The sequence below is a fragment of the Romboutsia sp. 1001713B170131_170501_G6 genome (genome assembly GCF_015668195.1).
GTDB lineage: Bacteria > Bacillota > Clostridia > Peptostreptococcales > Peptostreptococcaceae > Romboutsia_C.
Map to the genome: position 1 here is coordinate 53,701 of NZ_JADPFC010000002.1, position 15,991 is coordinate 69,691.

At 27.7% G+C, this 15,991-nt stretch carries 18 protein-coding genes; 1 reads left to right on the forward strand and 17 read right to left on the reverse strand.

The features are described from left to right. Positions 1–35 precede the first annotated feature (35 nt). The 17 genes from ispG to I4U89_RS06005 all read right to left on the reverse strand — a co-directional run bounded on the left by ispG (position 36) and on the right by I4U89_RS06005 (position 14,489). Positions 36–1,088 carry a flavodoxin-dependent (E)-4-hydroxy-3-methylbut-2-enyl-diphosphate synthase gene (ispG, locus tag I4U89_RS05925; protein WP_195939357.1) on the reverse strand — a complete coding sequence of 351 codons (1,053 nt, stop codon included), beginning with the start codon at positions 1,086–1,088 and terminating at the stop codon, positions 36–38. A 110-nt stretch (positions 1,089–1,198) separates the two neighbouring features. Beyond that, positions 1,199–2,212: an RIP metalloprotease RseP gene (gene rseP / locus I4U89_RS05930; protein WP_195939359.1), complete on the reverse strand. Its 1,014-nt coding sequence runs from the start codon at positions 2,210–2,212 to the stop codon at positions 1,199–1,201. Between the two features lie 52 nt (positions 2,213–2,264). Continuing rightward, positions 2,265–3,416, reverse strand: a complete 1,152-nt coding sequence (locus tag I4U89_RS05935; RefSeq protein ID WP_195939361.1) for a 1-deoxy-D-xylulose-5-phosphate reductoisomerase — start codon at positions 3,414–3,416, stop codon at positions 2,265–2,267. A gap of 121 nt (positions 3,417–3,537) precedes the next feature. Beyond that, a complete protein-coding gene (locus tag I4U89_RS05940) occupies positions 3,538–4,317 on the reverse strand; it encodes a phosphatidate cytidylyltransferase (RefSeq protein WP_195939363.1) in 780 nt (259 codons plus the stop codon). Positions 4,318–4,329: 12 nt separating this feature from the next. After that, positions 4,330–5,052, reverse strand: coding sequence for an isoprenyl transferase (locus I4U89_RS05945; protein WP_195939365.1), 723 nt, complete (start codon positions 5,050–5,052; stop codon positions 4,330–4,332). Positions 5,053–5,081: 29 nt separating this feature from the next. Continuing rightward, positions 5,082–5,285, reverse strand: a complete 204-nt coding sequence (locus tag I4U89_RS05950) for a hypothetical protein (protein ID WP_195939367.1) — start codon at positions 5,283–5,285, stop codon at positions 5,082–5,084. 2 nt (positions 5,286–5,287) lie between these two features. Next, entirely contained in the window at positions 5,288–5,845 is a 558-nt protein-coding gene (gene frr, locus I4U89_RS05955) for a ribosome recycling factor (RefSeq protein ID WP_195939369.1), read from the reverse strand. Positions 5,846–5,931: 86 nt separating this feature from the next. Beyond that, positions 5,932–6,636 (reverse strand): UMP kinase, encoded by a 705-nt coding sequence (pyrH, locus tag I4U89_RS05960; RefSeq protein ID WP_092925064.1) that lies wholly within the window; start codon positions 6,634–6,636, stop codon positions 5,932–5,934. A gap of 139 nt (positions 6,637–6,775) precedes the next feature. After that, positions 6,776–7,681 carry a translation elongation factor Ts gene (gene tsf, locus I4U89_RS05965; RefSeq protein ID WP_195939371.1) on the reverse strand — a complete coding sequence of 302 codons (906 nt, stop codon included), beginning with the start codon at positions 7,679–7,681 and terminating at the stop codon, positions 6,776–6,778. 72 nt (positions 7,682–7,753) lie between these two features. Continuing rightward, positions 7,754–8,476 (reverse strand): 30S ribosomal protein S2, encoded by a 723-nt coding sequence (gene rpsB / locus I4U89_RS05970; protein WP_195939373.1) that lies wholly within the window; start codon positions 8,474–8,476, stop codon positions 7,754–7,756. A 249-nt stretch (positions 8,477–8,725) separates the two neighbouring features. Next, the gene (locus tag I4U89_RS05975) at positions 8,726–9,916 is read right to left on the reverse strand and encodes a D-alanyl-D-alanine carboxypeptidase family protein (protein WP_195939375.1); all 1,191 of its coding nucleotides are present in this window, start codon (positions 9,914–9,916) and stop codon (positions 8,726–8,728) included. Positions 9,917–10,066: 150 nt separating this feature from the next. Continuing rightward, positions 10,067–10,654 carry a 3D domain-containing protein gene (locus I4U89_RS05980; RefSeq protein ID WP_195939377.1) on the reverse strand — a complete coding sequence of 196 codons (588 nt, stop codon included), beginning with the start codon at positions 10,652–10,654 and terminating at the stop codon, positions 10,067–10,069. A 250-nt stretch (positions 10,655–10,904) separates the two neighbouring features. Further along, positions 10,905–11,753 carry a substrate-binding domain-containing protein gene (locus I4U89_RS05985; protein WP_195939379.1) on the reverse strand — a complete coding sequence of 283 codons (849 nt, stop codon included), beginning with the start codon at positions 11,751–11,753 and terminating at the stop codon, positions 10,905–10,907. 17 nt (positions 11,754–11,770) lie between these two features. Next, positions 11,771–12,457 (reverse strand): ATP-binding cassette domain-containing protein, encoded by a 687-nt coding sequence (locus tag I4U89_RS05990; protein WP_195939381.1) that lies wholly within the window; start codon positions 12,455–12,457, stop codon positions 11,771–11,773. 9 nt (positions 12,458–12,466) lie between these two features. Continuing rightward, on the reverse strand, positions 12,467–13,108 hold the full coding sequence (locus I4U89_RS05995; protein ID WP_195939383.1) for an ABC transporter permease: 642 nt from the start codon (positions 13,106–13,108) through the stop codon (positions 12,467–12,469). Between the two features lie 15 nt (positions 13,109–13,123). Continuing rightward, positions 13,124–13,330: a TOBE domain-containing protein gene (locus I4U89_RS06000; RefSeq protein ID WP_195939385.1), complete on the reverse strand. Its 207-nt coding sequence runs from the start codon at positions 13,328–13,330 to the stop codon at positions 13,124–13,126. Positions 13,331–13,544: 214 nt separating this feature from the next. Then, positions 13,545–14,489, reverse strand: a complete 945-nt coding sequence (locus I4U89_RS06005; RefSeq protein ID WP_195939387.1) for a protein kinase domain-containing protein — start codon at positions 14,487–14,489, stop codon at positions 13,545–13,547. Positions 14,490–14,922: 433 nt separating this feature from the next. Here I4U89_RS06005 and I4U89_RS06010 point away from each other — a divergent pair, with 433 nt between their 5' ends. Continuing rightward, on the forward strand, positions 14,923–15,972 hold the full coding sequence (locus I4U89_RS06010; protein WP_195939389.1) for a hypothetical protein: 1,050 nt from the start codon (positions 14,923–14,925) through the stop codon (positions 15,970–15,972). Positions 15,973–15,991: the final 19 nt, after the last annotated feature.

Sequence of the window (15,991 nt, forward strand, 5' to 3'; positions counted from 1 at the left end):
AAAAAAAGAGTACTTTTTCAAGTACTCTTTTATCATTAATATTTATCTATTTCATCCATTAGTTCTTTTACTAAATCATCGCCTTTTATTTTTCTAACTATTTCACCTTTTTTAAATAACAGCCCTTCACCTTTTCCTCCAGCTATTCCAATATCAGCTTCTCTTGCTTCTCCTGGACCATTTACTGCACATCCCATGATTGCTACTGTTATATCTTTATCCATTTTACTTATTTTTTCTTCTACTTCATTTACAACGCTTATTAAGTCTATATTACATCTTCCACATGTTGGGCAAGATACTACTTTTACCTTGTCATTTAATAAACCTAAGCTTCTTAGTATTTCTTTGCCTACCACTACTTCTTCACATGGATCTCCTGTTAGTGATATTCTTACAGTATCTCCTATTCCTTTAAGAAGTAACGCTCCTACTCCTATTGAAGATTTTATAGTTCCTTTTTTAACACTTCCTGATTCTGTTATACCTATATGAAGTGGGTAGTCTACTTTTTTAGATATTAACTCATATGCTTCTAGTGTTTTATATATATCTGATGATTTTAATGATATTACTATATTTCTAAAATCTAAGTCTTCTAGTATTTTAACATGTCCCATTGCACTTTCAACTAGAGCCTCTGCTGTTGCACTACCGTATTTTTGAAGTAGTTCTTTTTCAAGTGAACCACCATTTACTCCTATTCTTATTTTTAAGTTTTTCTCTTTACATTTATTTACTACTTCTTTTACTTTTTCTATGCTACCAATATTACCTGGGTTTATTCTAACTCCATCTACTCCTTGATCTATTGCTTCTATAGCTAGTCTATGGTCAAAGTGTATATCTGCTATTACTGGTATATTTACGTTTTTCTTTATTTCACCTATGTTTTTTGCTGCAATCATATCAGGTACTGCTACTCTTACTATATCGCATCCAACTTCTTCTAGTCTTTTTATTTGTGCTATTGTGGCATTTGCATCTCTTGTATCACTGTTTGTCATTGATTGTATACTTATTGGATTATTCCCACCTATTTTTACATTTCCAACGCTTACTTCTCTACATTGTCTTCTTTTATACATGTCCTCACCTCTTTAGTATTTTATGTGTTATTTAGCCATATATAGTATTAAAGAGGTGGATTATAGATTTATATCTATCCACCCACCTCCTATTTATTATACTACTTATTTTAGAATAATCTAAGTATGTCTTTGTATGTTACAAATAGCATAAGTCCCATTAGTAACATAAATCCTGCTGTATGTATCATAGCTTCTTTGTTTGGGTCTAATTTTTTTCCACCTCTTAGACCTTCTATTCCTAGCATTACTAATCTTCCTCCATCTAGTGCTGGTATTGGAAGTAGATTAAGCACTCCTAAGTTTAGACTTATCATTGCTCCTATGTACATAAGATTTGGTATACCCATTTTTGCTGCATCTGAAACTATTCCTATTACTCCAACTGGTCCTGCTACAGCATTTGCAGCTCCTCCAGGTACTGAATTTGTTACTAATTGTCCTAAGAATAATACCATTTGCTTAAGCATTTCATATGTTCCTTTAAATGCACTTGGTATTGCATTTAGTATGCTTTTATCTCTTTCTTGTGTTATTCCTATTACATATCTTCCTTGTTCATTTTTTTGGGGTTGTACATTAAATTCTTTAGTCTTACCATCTCTATCTACTGTTATATTTATTTTTTTACCATCTGTAGTTTGAAGTGTATTTAATATATCTTCCCATGAATTTATTTTTTTACCATTTATGTCTAATATTTTATCATTAGCCATAAGTCCCGCTTTTTGCGCTGGACTATTTTGAGATACTTCTCCTAATACATTTGAGTTAATTGGCGTTCCTATAAACATAAATACTGGTATTAATAATATTACTGTAAATATTATGTTAAAAAATGGCCCTGCAAATAATATACTTGCCCTTTGTAGTATTGTTTTTCTACCAAATGCATTTGGGTCATTTGTTTCTCCGTCTTCTCCTTCCATACTTACATATCCACCTAATGGAAGTAATCTTATTGAGTACTTTGTACCATTTTTAGTTTTACTATATAGTTTAGGCCCCATACCTATTGAAAATTCGTGTATTGTTACCCCTGCTTTTTTAGCAAACAGGAAATGTCCTAGTTCGTGTATAAATACTATTACACCAAATAATAGTATTGCTGCTATTATAGTCAATTTACCACCTCTTTTTTTCTATTTAATATAATTAACTTCAAATGTATATAGTTTATTTTATAGCACTACTTACATATTCTCTAGCCCATTTATCTATATCTAATATTTGTTCTAGAGTTGGCTTTTCTATGCTAGTGTGTGCTTCTAGCGTCTTTTCTATGTACTTTGGTATATCGTAAAATCCTATTTTATCTTCTAAAAACTCGCTAACTAATATTTCATTAGCACTATTTAATACTGCTGAATACGTTCCACCCATTTTTAATGTATCATATGCTAGTTTTAAGCATGGGAATGTATCCATATCTGGATTTTCAAATGTTAATGTAGCTATTTTTGCTAAATCTAATCTTTCAAAGTCACATTCTATTCTATTTGGATATGATAGTGCATATTGTATAGGTAGTCTCATGTCAGGGCATCCTAGTTGTGCTATTACTGAACTATCTATAAATTGTACCATTGAATGTATTATACTTTGTGGGTGTACTACTACATCTATTTTATCATGTTCTACACCAAATAGCCATTTTGCTTCTATTACTTCAAGTCCTTTGTTCATTAGTGTTGATGAATCTATACTTATTTTTCTACCCATTGACCAATTTGGATGTTTTAGTGCTTGATTTTTAGTTACATTTATAAGTTCTTCTTTAGTTTTTCCTCTAAATGGTCCACCTGATGCTGTTAATATTATTTTCTCTATTTCTTTGTTATTTTCTCCATTTAAGCATTGGAATATTGCACTGTGCTCGCTATCTACTGGAAGTATGCTTACTCCCATTTTTTTAGCTTCACTCATTACTAAATCCCCTGCACATACTAGTGTTTCTTTGTTAGCTAGTGCTATGTCTTTTCCTGCTTTTATTGCTTCTAGTGTTGGAACTAATCCTATCATTCCTACTATTGCAGTTAATAATACATCTATTTCAGGAAGTGATGATATAGTTTTTAGTCCTTCCATACCACATAATACTTCTATATTTATGTCTGATGGTATCATTGATTTTAATTTTATGTAAGAACTTTCGTTGTATACTGCTACGTATTTTGGTTTAAATTCTTTTATTTGTTCTAGTAGTAAATCTACACTGCTATTTGCACTTATTGCTACTACTTCAAATTTATCTTTATGTTGTCTTACTACATCTAGTGTTTGTTTACCTATTGATCCAGTTGACCCTAGTATTGATATTTTCTTCATTTTGCTACCCTTTCTATAATTTACTTTATTCATTATTATATTATAACACTATTTATATAATTTTTATCTAATTTAAATATTTTTTCATATACAAAAATAAGCCTTAGTGTTTAACTAAGACTTATTTTATAAAGAATGATATTGCATAATATATAAATGGTGCTACTAGTATAACACTATCAAATCTATCTAATACTCCACCGTGACCTGGTATTAGTTTACCATAGTCTTTTATTCCTACATATCTTTTTATTGAAGATGCAAATAAATCTCCAAATTGTGCTACTATACTTCCTATACTCCCAATTATAACTAATGGTAATATATTTATATTAAATATATATCCAAATGCTATACAACAAATTGTGCTTCCAAGTATTCCACCAATACTTCCTTCTATAGTTTTTTTAGGACTTACTTTTGGTATAAGCTTGTGCTTACCAAATAAATATCCGCTGAAGTATGCAAATGTATCTGTTGCAAATGATATTATAAATATTAACCATACATATAAATGTCCAAATTCAAAGTCTTTAAATGTTAATACTATAAAATCTAAAAATATTGCTATGTATATAATACCCATAAAAGTTATAGCTATATCTATGATGTTATTTTTGCATCTTAATAAGCTAATTATTGATATTAAAAATAATATAAATGCTACTGCATATGTATACTCTAATCTTAAATTAAAGATATTTTTAAATGTCAAGTATATAGAAAATATATATCCTATATAATAAATTGGATGTATTTCCTTTTCTTTAAAAGCTTTATAAAATTCATTAAGTGCAATAGATACTACTAAAAGTTCTGCTAAATATAGTGGTATTCCCCCAATTATAATGAATATAAACAATGGTACTAATGCCAAACCTGCAATAATTCTTGTACGCATAAATTAATCTCCTTACTTTAGGCCACCAAATCTTCTGTCTCTTTTTTGGTACTCATATACGGCTTTTTGTAGTTGTTTTTCATTAAAGTCTGGCCAGTGAATATCTGTAAAGTAAAATTCAGAATATGCTGCTTCCCATAATAGGAAGTTACTTAATCTTTCTTCTCCACTAGTTCTTATTATAAGATCTGGATCACTTATAGACTTTGTACTTAAATAACTAGATATTGTATCTTCTGTTATTTCATCTATACTTAGTTTACCACATTTTTCATCTTTTAGTATATTTACTAAAGCATCTTTTATATCATTTCTTGCACCGTAATTAAGTGCTAAGTTTAGATTAACCCCAGTATTGTACTTAGTTAATTCATATGCTCTTTCTAGTTCATCTATGCATGCCTTTGGAAGTTTAGATGTATCACCTATTGTTGTTATTTTAACATTATTTTTGTGAAGTTCCCTTACTTCATTTTTAAGATATGTTGAAAGTAAGGTCATTAAAGTGTCAACTTCAAGCTTTGGTCTTTTCCAGTTTTCAGTTGAAAATGCATATAGTGTTAAAGTTTTTACCCCTAATCTATTACATTCTTTTAGCACTTTTCTAATAGTTTCTACACCAGCTTTATGTCCTGCTGTTCTTGGTAGAAATCTAGCCTTTGCCCATCTTCCATTTCCATCCATTATTATAGCTATATGATTAGGTACTCTCTCTAAATCTATATCATAATGCATATTGTACCTCCTAAATACGAATCTGACTCCTATTTTAAGGAGTCAGAAAAGTATGTTACTAATATTTTTACACCATCAGAAGTTTGTGATATTTTTATGACCTTAGGAACTATTAAAGTTTCTTGATCTTTTTTACCCTTTATTTCTTCTATGGTATATTTTATGTTTTTGTCTTTAAATGTGTCTACAACATCATTTAAGTGAAGGCCTAATAGGTTATAATATTTTTCCAATATTATACCTCCATTATGTCCTTTTCTTTAGCAGCTGCAACAACATCTACTTCTTTTATGAATTTATCTGTTATCTTTTGAACTTCATCTTGTGCTTTTTTAAGTTCATCAGCAGTTAATTCCCCATCTTTTTCCATTTTCTTTAAATTATCGTTAGCATCTCTTCTTTCATTTCTAAGTCTTACTTTGAAATCTTCAGCTGTTTTATGAGCTTTTTTAGCTAACTCTTTTCTTCTTTCTTCTGTTAATGCTGGTACTGATATTCTTATAACTTCACCATCATTTGTTGGGTTAAGTCCTAAGTCAGAGTTTCTTATAGCTTTTTCTATTTCAGCCATAGAAGATTTATCCCAAGCATTTATCATTAAAGTTCTAGCTTCTGGAACTGATACTGCTGCCATTTGGTTTATTGGAGTTGGAGTTCCATAGTAGTCAACTCTTATTTTATCTAACATTTGAGCATTAGCTCTTCCTGTTCTTATTGTAGTGTATTCGTATTTTAATGCATCTATTGTCTTAGCCATTTTAGCTTCTAAGTTCTTATGTATATCTAATTTCATATTTTTCCTCCTAAATAATTTTATCTATATAAACATTATATGCTAATTTTACATTATATAAAATACTTTAGCCATAATTTTAGTTTCTATTTTACTGTTGTACCTATATTTTCTCCCATAACTGCCTTCATTATATTTTCTGTTGATAATTCAAATACTTTTATAGGTATTTGATTGTCCATACATAAAGATGTAGCAGTTGAGTCCATTACTTTTAATTCTTTTTGAAGTACATCTAAGTAAGTTAATTCATCAAATTTAACTGCATCAGCATGAACCTTTGGATCTTTATCATATACTGCATCAACATTTTTAGCAAGTAATATTACTTCAGCTTCCATTTCTGCCGCTCTAAGTGCTGCTGCTGTATCAGTTGAGAAATATGGATTTCCAGTTCCTGCACCAAATATTACTACTCTTTCTTTTTCTAAGTGTCTAACAGCTTTTCTTCTTATATATGGCTCTGCTATTTGTCTCATTTCTATAGCAGTTTGTACTCTAGTTTGTACATCCATATTTTCTAGTGCATCTTGAAGTGCCATAGAGTTCATAACTGTAGCTAGCATTCCTATATAGTCTGCAGTAGTTCTGTCCATTCCTTCAGAAGTTCTTCCTCTCCAGAAGTTTCCTCCACCTACAACTACAGATACTTCTACACCTATTTCTCTTATTTTCTTTATAGCAAGTGCTATATCATTTACTATATCGTTATTTATTCCAAATCCTCTATCACCAGATAATGCTTCTCCACTAAGTTTTAGTAGTACTCTTTTGTACTTTGGCTCGATCATTAGAAAATCCTCCCTAAATTTACATTTATCTTATTTTGCTATTGTTTTTATATTTTTTCAAGATTATATAAAGATTTTAACTTAATATAATGTCTTTTCCTGAAAAAAAGGAGAACACTTAAGTGTTCTCCTTTGGTCATTACTTAAGTTGCTTAGCAACTTCTTCTGCAAAGTTTTCTTCTTTCTTCTCTATACCTTCTCCAACTTCGAATCTAACTACGTTTCCTAAAGCTATTTCAGTTCCTAACTTCTTAGCAGTTTCAGCAACTAATTGCTTTATAGTTAAATCTCCGTTTTTAACGAAAGGTTGCTCTAATAAGCAAACTTCTTTTAATTGCTTTTCAAGTCTTCCTTTTATCATTTTCTCAACTATGTTAGCTGGCTTTCCTTCGTTTAAAGCTTGTTGAGTTAATATTTCTGTTTCATGTGCTATGTATTCTGGATCTACGTCATCTCTTGAAACGTATTTTGGGTTCATAGCAGCAGCTTGCATTGCTATATCTCTTCCCATTGCTATAACTTCTGCATCTCTGCATGGAGTTATCATTTCAACTAAAACACCTATTTTTCCTCCACCGTGGATGTATCCAGCAACTTGTCCGTCAGTAGATATTTTAGCGAATCTTCTTACGTCTAATTTTTCTCCTATTGTAGCTATTCTGTTGTTTAATACTTCAGAAAGTACACCTTCAGCATGGTTTTCAGCTAATAATTCAGCAACTTCTGTGTTTTCTGTAGCTAAAGCCATTAAAGCAACGTCTTTAACGAAAGTTTTGAAATCTTCGTTTTTAGCAACGAAGTCAGTTTCTGAGTTTACTTCTACTATTGAAGCAACAGTGTTGTCTTCATTTATTTCTATAGCAACTAAACCTTCAGCAGCTATTCTATCAGCTTTCTTAGCAGCTTTAGATAAACCTTTTTCTCTTAATATATCTATAGCTCTTTCCATATTTCCTTCAGCTTCTTGTAAAGCTTTTTTACAGTCCATCATTCCTGCGCCTGTAGTTTCTCTTAATTCTTTAACCATTTGTGCAGTTATAGCCATTTTGAGTTCCTCCTATATACTAGTAAAGGTAAGGGTGACCCTTACCTTTTAATTTTGTAGATTAGATTTAGATTATTCTTGATCTTGTGCTTCTTCTTCTACTTCTTCTTCAGCACCTTGTCTACCTTCTATTATAGCGTTAGCCATAGCTCCAGTTATTAATTTAACTGCTCTTATAGCATCATCGTTACCAGGTATAGCGTAATCTAATTCATCTGGATCACAGTTAGTATCTACTATACCAAATACTGGGATTCCTAATCTATGAGCTTCTTGTATAGCTATGTTTTCTTTTCTTGGGTCTACTACGAACATAGCTCCTGGTAATTCAGGCATATCTTTCATACCGTTTAAGTATTTTTCAAGCTTTTCTTTTTCAGCTCTTAATTTTATAACTTCTTTTTTAGGTAAAACGTCGAATACACCTTCGTTTTCCATTTTTTCTAATTCTCTTAATTTGTTTATTCTTGTTTGTATAGTTTTGTGGTTTGTTAACATTCCACCTAACCATCTTTCGTTAACGTAGAACATTCCACATCTTTCAGCTTCTTCTTTTATAGCATCTTGAGCTTGTTTCTTAGTTCCTACGAATAAAACTGGCTTTCCGCTTTCAGCTACTTCTTTCATAGCTTTGTAAGCTTCTTCAGCTTTCTTTACAGTTTTTTGTAAGTCTATTATATATATTCCGTTTCTTTCTGTGAATATAAATTTAGACATTTTAGGGTTCCATCTTCTTGTTTGATGTCCGAAGTGAACACCAGCTTCAAGTAATTGTTTCATTGATATTACTGACATTTTTTTCCTCCTGGTTTTTAACCTCCGGCATGATCAACTCCCAAAAAAACCTATTAGGCACCTTTTTAGGATCCCATTGCCGTGTGTGATTTTATTTTTTTACCTTTAGTAGTATATCATATCAAATTTTAAAATACAATATATTTTATGATTGATTTTATGTTTATTTTTTACATTTGTTTTTGTTTGAAATTTTCTATCTCTTCTACTATAAATTATTCTTTATTTTTATATATTCTATACATATTATTAATCAGCAAATATCATCTTTATCCTATTTTTAAAGCTTACTTTATCTATATCATTATAACTTATTATATTTACACTACCTAATACTTCACCACTATCAGTAAAATATTTTATAACTCCCAATACATCTCCCTTTTTAACTGGATATTTTATTTCTTTAAAAGTTATTTGAGATTTTAACTTTTCTTCTTTAGATAATATTGTATATAACTCTTTGTCTGTTACCAATTTAATTTCTAATTCATCTATACCTTTTATATACTTTTTACCTATTAATATATTTTTGTCCATTACCTTTTTGGTGCTAAAATTTTCTTTTCCATAGTTTAGCATACTAAGAGCTGCTGATAGTCTTTTTTGCTTATGATTTGCGCCTAGTGTTACTCCTATTAATCTATGCTCTTTTTCATTATTACTATCTTCTTTTACTATCATAGAAAAAGATAAACAGTACCCAGCATTTCCTGTATATCCTGTTTTAATCCCATCTACATTTGGCGATGTACTCATTAATGCTGAATTTGTATTATTTTTACAAAACCCTCTTTCTGGATAACTATATGTTCTCATATTAGTTATACTTATAACTTGTTTTTCATAATTATCAAGCATAAACTTTCCAAGCTTTGCAATGTCTCTTGCACTTGATATATTTTCTTTTGGTGGTTTTGTTTTATTTTTAAGATCATATATAGGAAGCCCGTGTGGATTTACAAAGTGAGTATTTGTCATTCCTAATTCTATACACTTTTCATTCATAGACTTTACAAATTCCTCTTCACTTCCTTTTATATGTTTTGCTATTGCTATTGCAGCATCATTTCCTGATACTATCATTAGACCTTTCATGAGTTCAATTAAAGGTATTTTTTCACCTTCTTTTAAATGGTAACTAGATCCCCTTACTTTAGCTATAGATTTGTCTATAGTTATAATATCGTCTTTTTTAACTTTTCCTTCTTCTATAGCTTCTATAGCTAATAAAAATGTCATCATCTTACTTAAACTTGCTAGTGGTCTTTTAGCATCTGCATCTTTTTCATACAATACTCTTCCAGTTAACTGGTCTATAAGTATTGATGATTTTGAAAACTTATCTACTCTATTGTTGTCATCAGAATAACTAAAAGTAGGAGTTAAAAATGCACAGATGATAATACTTACAATTAACTTTTTTACTCCTTTTTTCAATATTTTCACCTTCTTATATTGATTAATAAGTCTATATTATTTTTTTCCTATTTTGAAAATAATATATCAGTTATTATTTTACATAATAAATTTTTTCAAAAAAAAAGCAAACAGAAAACTTTTAATTTTCTGTTTGCTTTTTTATAATATTTATTTTCCTAGTATTTGAATTTCAATTGTTCTTCTTCCCCAATCATAACATTCACTTTTACTATTCATATATATGTCTATTTTATTTCCTTTTATAGCTCCACCACAATTATTTGCTATAAATGTTTTATTAAAATAAGGTATATACACTTTTGTTCCATATGGTATTACTTTAGGATCAACTGCTATTGTTCCCCATACTGGTTTTTGGCCTGTTGATGTTATACCATACCCTGTATAAGCAGTTGCTACGACATTCATTTTTTTATTTGTTGTTCCTGTTGATGAGTTGTTGTTTTGATTATTATTTGATTGGCTTTGATTTGCTTTTATATAACGAGTACTTGACCACCCTATTTTTCCATCATGTAATTTTACTTTATACCATCCATTGCTATTTTGAAGAATTGTTACTTTTTCATTTCTTACTACTTTATCAACTACTCTATATTTTGTTGATGGACCACTTCTTACATTTAATCTTGAAGTTGTTACTACCCCTAGTGTATCTGCAAATGTGTTAGTCATTCCTAATGCAAATATGCATATACTAAATAGAAAACCCAATATTATCTTTTTATTTTTCATAGAAGCATTCCCCCATTTATAAAATTAATTTGTAACTTTTTTGTAACTTTATATTTATATAGTAGCTAACTATTATCCATTTGTAAACCATTTTCAAGAAAATATTTACAAATAAGTTACATTTTTAGAATTTTTAGAGGGTCTACTTTGTAAAAAATTTTTATTTATAACAAATTAAAAGCTACCTAAAAACTAGGTAGTATTAACTATTTTATAGTTTAAAACCTATTTTAGGTAGCTTTATTTTTATCTATTCAAAAGTATAAAATAATGGTTCTTTATATTTATCTTTTCCATACTCTTTTATAGATTTTTGTACATCTTCTGATTCATAATAATCAACTAATTTATCTGACATTTCTTTCATATTTTCTTCTAATCCATTTATAGTAACTATACTATATATATTTTTTAAACTTTCATCAGAATCTTTTACTAAACTTAAATCTAAATTATCCTTAGTTGCTAAGTAAGTTCCTATATCTGTTAATGTGTATGCACCCATTTCACTAGCAGTTTGTAAAGTTGCTGCCATACCTTTACCTACTTCTTTGTAGTTATCAAATGAATTTTCTTCTCCTATATTTTCCCATATAGATAACTCTTTTGTATGTGTTCCTGATTTATCTCCTCTAGATACAAAATTTAGATTATTTTCTTTAATATATTTAAAAGCATCTTCTATGCTCATTTTGCTTATTGTTTCATTATGCTCTCCATCTTTTGGACCTACTACTACAAAGTAGTTATACATTATTTCATGTCTAGAATCTCCATAACCTTCCTTTATAAATTCTTCTTCTTTAGACTTAGCATGTACAAATAATACATCTGCATCTTTTCTTTTTCCTAATTCTAAAGCTTCTCCAGTTCCCTTTGCTACAACTTTAACATCTACATTATTTTCTTTTTCAAAATCTTTTAAAGTTTCCTCTAAAAATCCTGTATCTTCTAAACTTGTTGTTGTAACTAATGTTATGTCTTTTTGAGTTTCTTTTTCTTTAGAAGTTTCACTTTCTTTTTTGTCTGTAGATGAACATGCCACCATAGATAAACTAAGTATACCTACCATTAATAATTTTGTTATTTTTTTATTCATTTTTCTCCCCTTAATCTTTAAAATTTCATTACCCCATTAAAAAATACATCCGATTCATAAGTGTCTATATGTTTTAAGTTTTCCATAAATACTATGTAATCACTTATTTTTTTTGCTTGAATAAAATCATGTGTTACTAATATTACAGTTTTTCCTTCTTCTTTTAGTTTTAGTATCTCTTTTTCTGCCTTTTTGATAGTTTTTAAATCCATATTAGCCATTGGTTCATCTAGCAAATTGTATTCTTTATTCATTATTAAACTTCTTATAAACTGAGCTTTTGCTATTTCTCCGCCAGATAAATTTTTTGTATTAGTATTTAGCTTTTTATTTAAATCAAATTCATCTATCAATTTATAAAGATAGGATTTATCTTTTATAAACTTATCCTTGCCATATTCATATATGTAATTAAAATTATCCATTAAGCTTCCACTTAAAAATCTACTTTCTTGTGGTGTATATGATAAATATTTGTATATATTTTTATTATTCATACATTCATTATCTATATATTCATCATTTATAGTTATACTTCCACTTTGAAAATCTTCTATATTGTAAAGTATTTTTATTAATGTACTTTTTCCACTTCCATTGTGTCCAACTAAGGAATATATCTTACCTTTTTGAAAATGTATATTGTCTATAGTTAGCACTCCTTGGTTTTCTATTTGTTTTTTTAGTCCATAAATATTTATCATCTCTACTCCTTATATAACCGACTGCAATTTCTTTAAAATAATTGTAGATATTGTGGACATTATTAGTAATATAAATGCTATTACTAAAGATTCATCAAAATCCCCCATAGAAGTTGAAAGTGCTATATATGTTGTCATAACCCTAGTTGAACCCTTTATATTTCCACCAACTAACATAACAGCACCAACTTCTGAAATTCCTCTACTAAATGTAGTTATAGAAACCGTTAATAGATGATACTTTATTTCCTTAAAAAATATTTTTGGTATATTTTTGTCTTCTATTTGAAGTACCTTACAAGTTATTAAAATATCTTCTCCAAATTTGTTTAATAAATCTATTATTAAACTCATAGCCATAGGTATCAAAAGCATAGATTGTGCTATTATCATAGCCATAGGTGTAAACAATAATTTAAGCTCTCCTAAAGGTCCTTGTCTTGATAACATTAAAAATACTAAAAGTCCCATTATAACTGGCGGTGTACTCATTAGTGCATTTATAAATGTTATTATATATTTTTTAAATCTAAAATTTTTTAGATATATAACTATACTTAGTATTGTTGCAATTATCATAGCTATTATAGTTGCGGTCATTGTTACTATTAATGATAAGCTAACTATTTGAATTATCTCATTTACTTCCATATTATCTAAATTGTATTAATCAACCATTAACATAACAGAACTTGATTTTATAACACTGGTTACTTCATCTCCAACTTTAATACCTAAATCTTCAATAGCATCTATAGTAACAACAGATGTTAATATTTGTCCATTTATATCTATTGTTACTTTGGCATTTATAGCACCTATTTTTATTTCCTTTACTATCCCTTTTAATTGGTTACGTGCACTTAATTTCATTTTTATTTGCCCCCTCATTTGCTACTTTATTATATTCACTTTGAAAGTATATCACCTACCTTTTTTTACAACAATATAGTTTCGTTCACCTTTTTCATTGTTTTTTCTTTTTTATTATTACTTTTTTTACTATAAATTGCTTTTTTATAATTTTAATTTTTATATAATTTTATTTTTTATTTAAATATATAAAAAAAGACCACTTTTTGTGGTCTTATAATATACTAAGTATTGTTATAAATACTAAACTAATCATTGATACTGCTAATAATATTTTACGTTTTTTTACTTTTTTGGGTTTTTCTATTATTTCTTCTATATCTTCATTAATTTCTTCAGTATCTATTATATCCGCTTTTTCATACATTACATTGCTTAAGTCTATTAGTATATCTTGTAGGTGTTCATACCTTTCACTTCTACTTAATAATTTTTTTATAATATTTATAAATTTATCATTGCCATTAATTGCTATATTTTGGTTCCAATTAATACCTTTGTCTATGTATTTTAGCATTTCTTCTTCATTTTTACCTTCTTCAAAAGGAAGCTTTTTAAATATAGATTCAAATAGTATTATTCCTAATGAAAATAGATCACTATCTAAATCAGTGTAATTTATGCATAGCTGATGTGGACATAAATATCTAAACTCTCCCCCAGCTCTTATATTTATTCCATTATTAGCTTTTGTTGTTTGGAAGTTTAATAGGCGTATATTATAATCTTTATCTACAAGTATATTAGTTGGGTTTAAATTTCCATGATACACATTATTTTCGTGAAGTATTTCTAATGCTTTTACAATCTGAGTTGCTATATTTATTATAGCTTCTAGATGTAGATAGTTTCCATTTATCATATTTACTAAAGTTATTCCATTGTAATATTCACTTACCATATAATAAAGTGTTGTAAGTTCTGTACAGTGGACACCTACATCGATGGTTTTTGATATGTACTTTGAGTGTATGTTATTTATCATAGTAGTTTCGTCTATTAAGTTAGTTATAAAATTACTTTCCATATACTCATTATGTTCAACTACCTTTATAAGTACTTTTTTATTATCAAATACATCTCTTGCTTTATATATTTTATTTAATTCAAGTTGCCCATCACAGTTTAAAAGTTCATATCTATTGCCTATAAAAGTCACATATTCCCCCCCTTTCTAATTTAACTATTGATATTATATGTTTAATTATATCAACATTTGTATTCTTTTTCCATACGTTATATATCAATATGTTTTTTTATATTATTTGGAGGAATTTTGATGTTTTATAGTATAACCTCAATTATATTATTTTTATATTTTATATATAAATATTTAATAATTATAAAATCTATTTAAATATTTTTTATAATTATTTAAAATTTATTTTACTTATTTATGTACTATTTATTACAAATTATAAAGTATTTATATAATTAATTTTACCTATTTATAATCTTAATCTCTACTTTGTTTTATATTTATATATTTTTAGATATTTTTTAACATAATTTATAATAATTTACTGTTGAACTATTATAAAAGGAATTTAAAATATAAAATTTAATACTTATATATACTCTTATAAAGTGTGGTGATTTTAATAAAAAAAATACTAATTCCTATAATTACCCTTTTTAGTTTTTTTGCTTTAGGCTTTAATAACTCAACTGCTTCTAATTTCAAGTCTGATATAGTTGTCAAGGGAATAACACTTAAAGTTTCTCTTATTCAAACAGCTTATGAGTTATATAATGTTAATGTAAAAAATCCAAAAGAGTTTAATGAAGATTTATATAAAAATACTTCTTACGATGCTTATAAACATTATATATGGTTGAAAGACACCTATAATGATATGGATGATGATTTGAAAAATTCTCTTTATGATATATTTAATACAAATGATTCTTGGAGTTATTGTGATGCTGTTATAGGTTTAGATGATAATGCATCTTTAGAAGATATAATTGAAACTATATTAAATAATGATTATTTAAATTTATCTCCTTCTTTTTGTAAAGAGTTTGATAATTTTTTTACATCCTTTTATGAAGATTATTTTAAGTCTTATTTTTATAAAAATAAAGCTTCCTATGAAAAAAAAGCTAATGATATAAATAATCTTTTAACCTCTAAGAAAGTAGATATTATAAATTTTATAGAAAATTCATCAGGATTAGATATTGATAATGATTACTCATATATATTTTACTATTCTTTAAATCCTATTGAATTTCAAGGGTTTAAAAGCGACAAAAAGCTAATATCAACAATCCCTAAAAATACACCTTATAAAGATATAATAAGTATTCCTCTTCATGAATATTCTCATATAGTATTTGAATACTTTATTAATAGTGATGAGTTTTTAGATGTTTATGAAAAATTAAAGGATGATAAAAAGTTAACTAAAATGTATGATAAAGTAGGAAAATATTCTTATAACTACAAAGACTTTTGCTCAGAAAACTTAATAGAAGGTTTTTCTAAATTCTTAAACTATAGATACTTTCAAGGTGTTTATGAAGAAAACATATATGTTTATGATTTGGATTTTTATAGATACTTAAGAAAGTTAAATTTTAATCCACAAGCTTCATCTTTAAAAGATGTTAGTATAAATTTTTTGAAAGAACATTAAACTTATACCCTTAATCATC

What these genes read in the sequence shown, in the direction of transcription:
- ispG (WP_195939357.1), bottom strand. Translation starts at nt 1,088, where the DNA reads ATGTATAAAAGAAGACAATGTAGAGAAGTAAGCGTTGGAAATGTAAAA.
- I4U89_RS05935 (WP_195939361.1), bottom strand. Translation starts at nt 3,416, where the DNA reads ATGAAGAAAATATCAATACTAGGGTCAACTGGATCAATAGGTAAACAA.
- I4U89_RS05940 (WP_195939363.1), bottom strand. Translation starts at nt 4,317, where the DNA reads ATGCGTACAAGAATTATTGCAGGTTTGGCATTAGTACCATTGTTTATA.
- I4U89_RS05945 (WP_195939365.1), bottom strand. Translation starts at nt 5,052, where the DNA reads ATGCATTATGATATAGATTTAGAGAGAGTACCTAATCATATAGCTATA.
- frr (WP_195939369.1), bottom strand. Translation starts at nt 5,845, where the DNA reads ATGAAATTAGATATACATAAGAACTTAGAAGCTAAAATGGCTAAGACA.
- pyrH (WP_092925064.1), bottom strand. Translation starts at nt 6,636, where the DNA reads ATGATCGAGCCAAAGTACAAAAGAGTACTACTAAAACTTAGTGGAGAA.
- tsf (WP_195939371.1), bottom strand. Translation starts at nt 7,681, where the DNA reads ATGGCTATAACTGCACAAATGGTTAAAGAATTAAGAGAAACTACAGGC.
- rpsB (WP_195939373.1), bottom strand. Translation starts at nt 8,476, where the DNA reads ATGTCAGTAATATCAATGAAACAATTACTTGAAGCTGGTGTTCACTTC.
- I4U89_RS05980 (WP_195939377.1), bottom strand. Translation starts at nt 10,654, where the DNA reads ATGAAAAATAAAAAGATAATATTGGGTTTTCTATTTAGTATATGCATA.
- I4U89_RS05985 (WP_195939379.1), bottom strand. Translation starts at nt 11,753, where the DNA reads ATGAATAAAAAAATAACAAAATTATTAATGGTAGGTATACTTAGTTTA.
- I4U89_RS05990 (WP_195939381.1), bottom strand. Translation starts at nt 12,457, where the DNA reads ATGATAAATATTTATGGACTAAAAAAACAAATAGAAAACCAAGGAGTG.
- I4U89_RS05995 (WP_195939383.1), bottom strand. Translation starts at nt 13,108, where the DNA reads ATGGAAGTAAATGAGATAATTCAAATAGTTAGCTTATCATTAATAGTA.
- I4U89_RS06000 (WP_195939385.1), bottom strand. Translation starts at nt 13,330, where the DNA reads ATGAAATTAAGTGCACGTAACCAATTAAAAGGGATAGTAAAGGAAATA.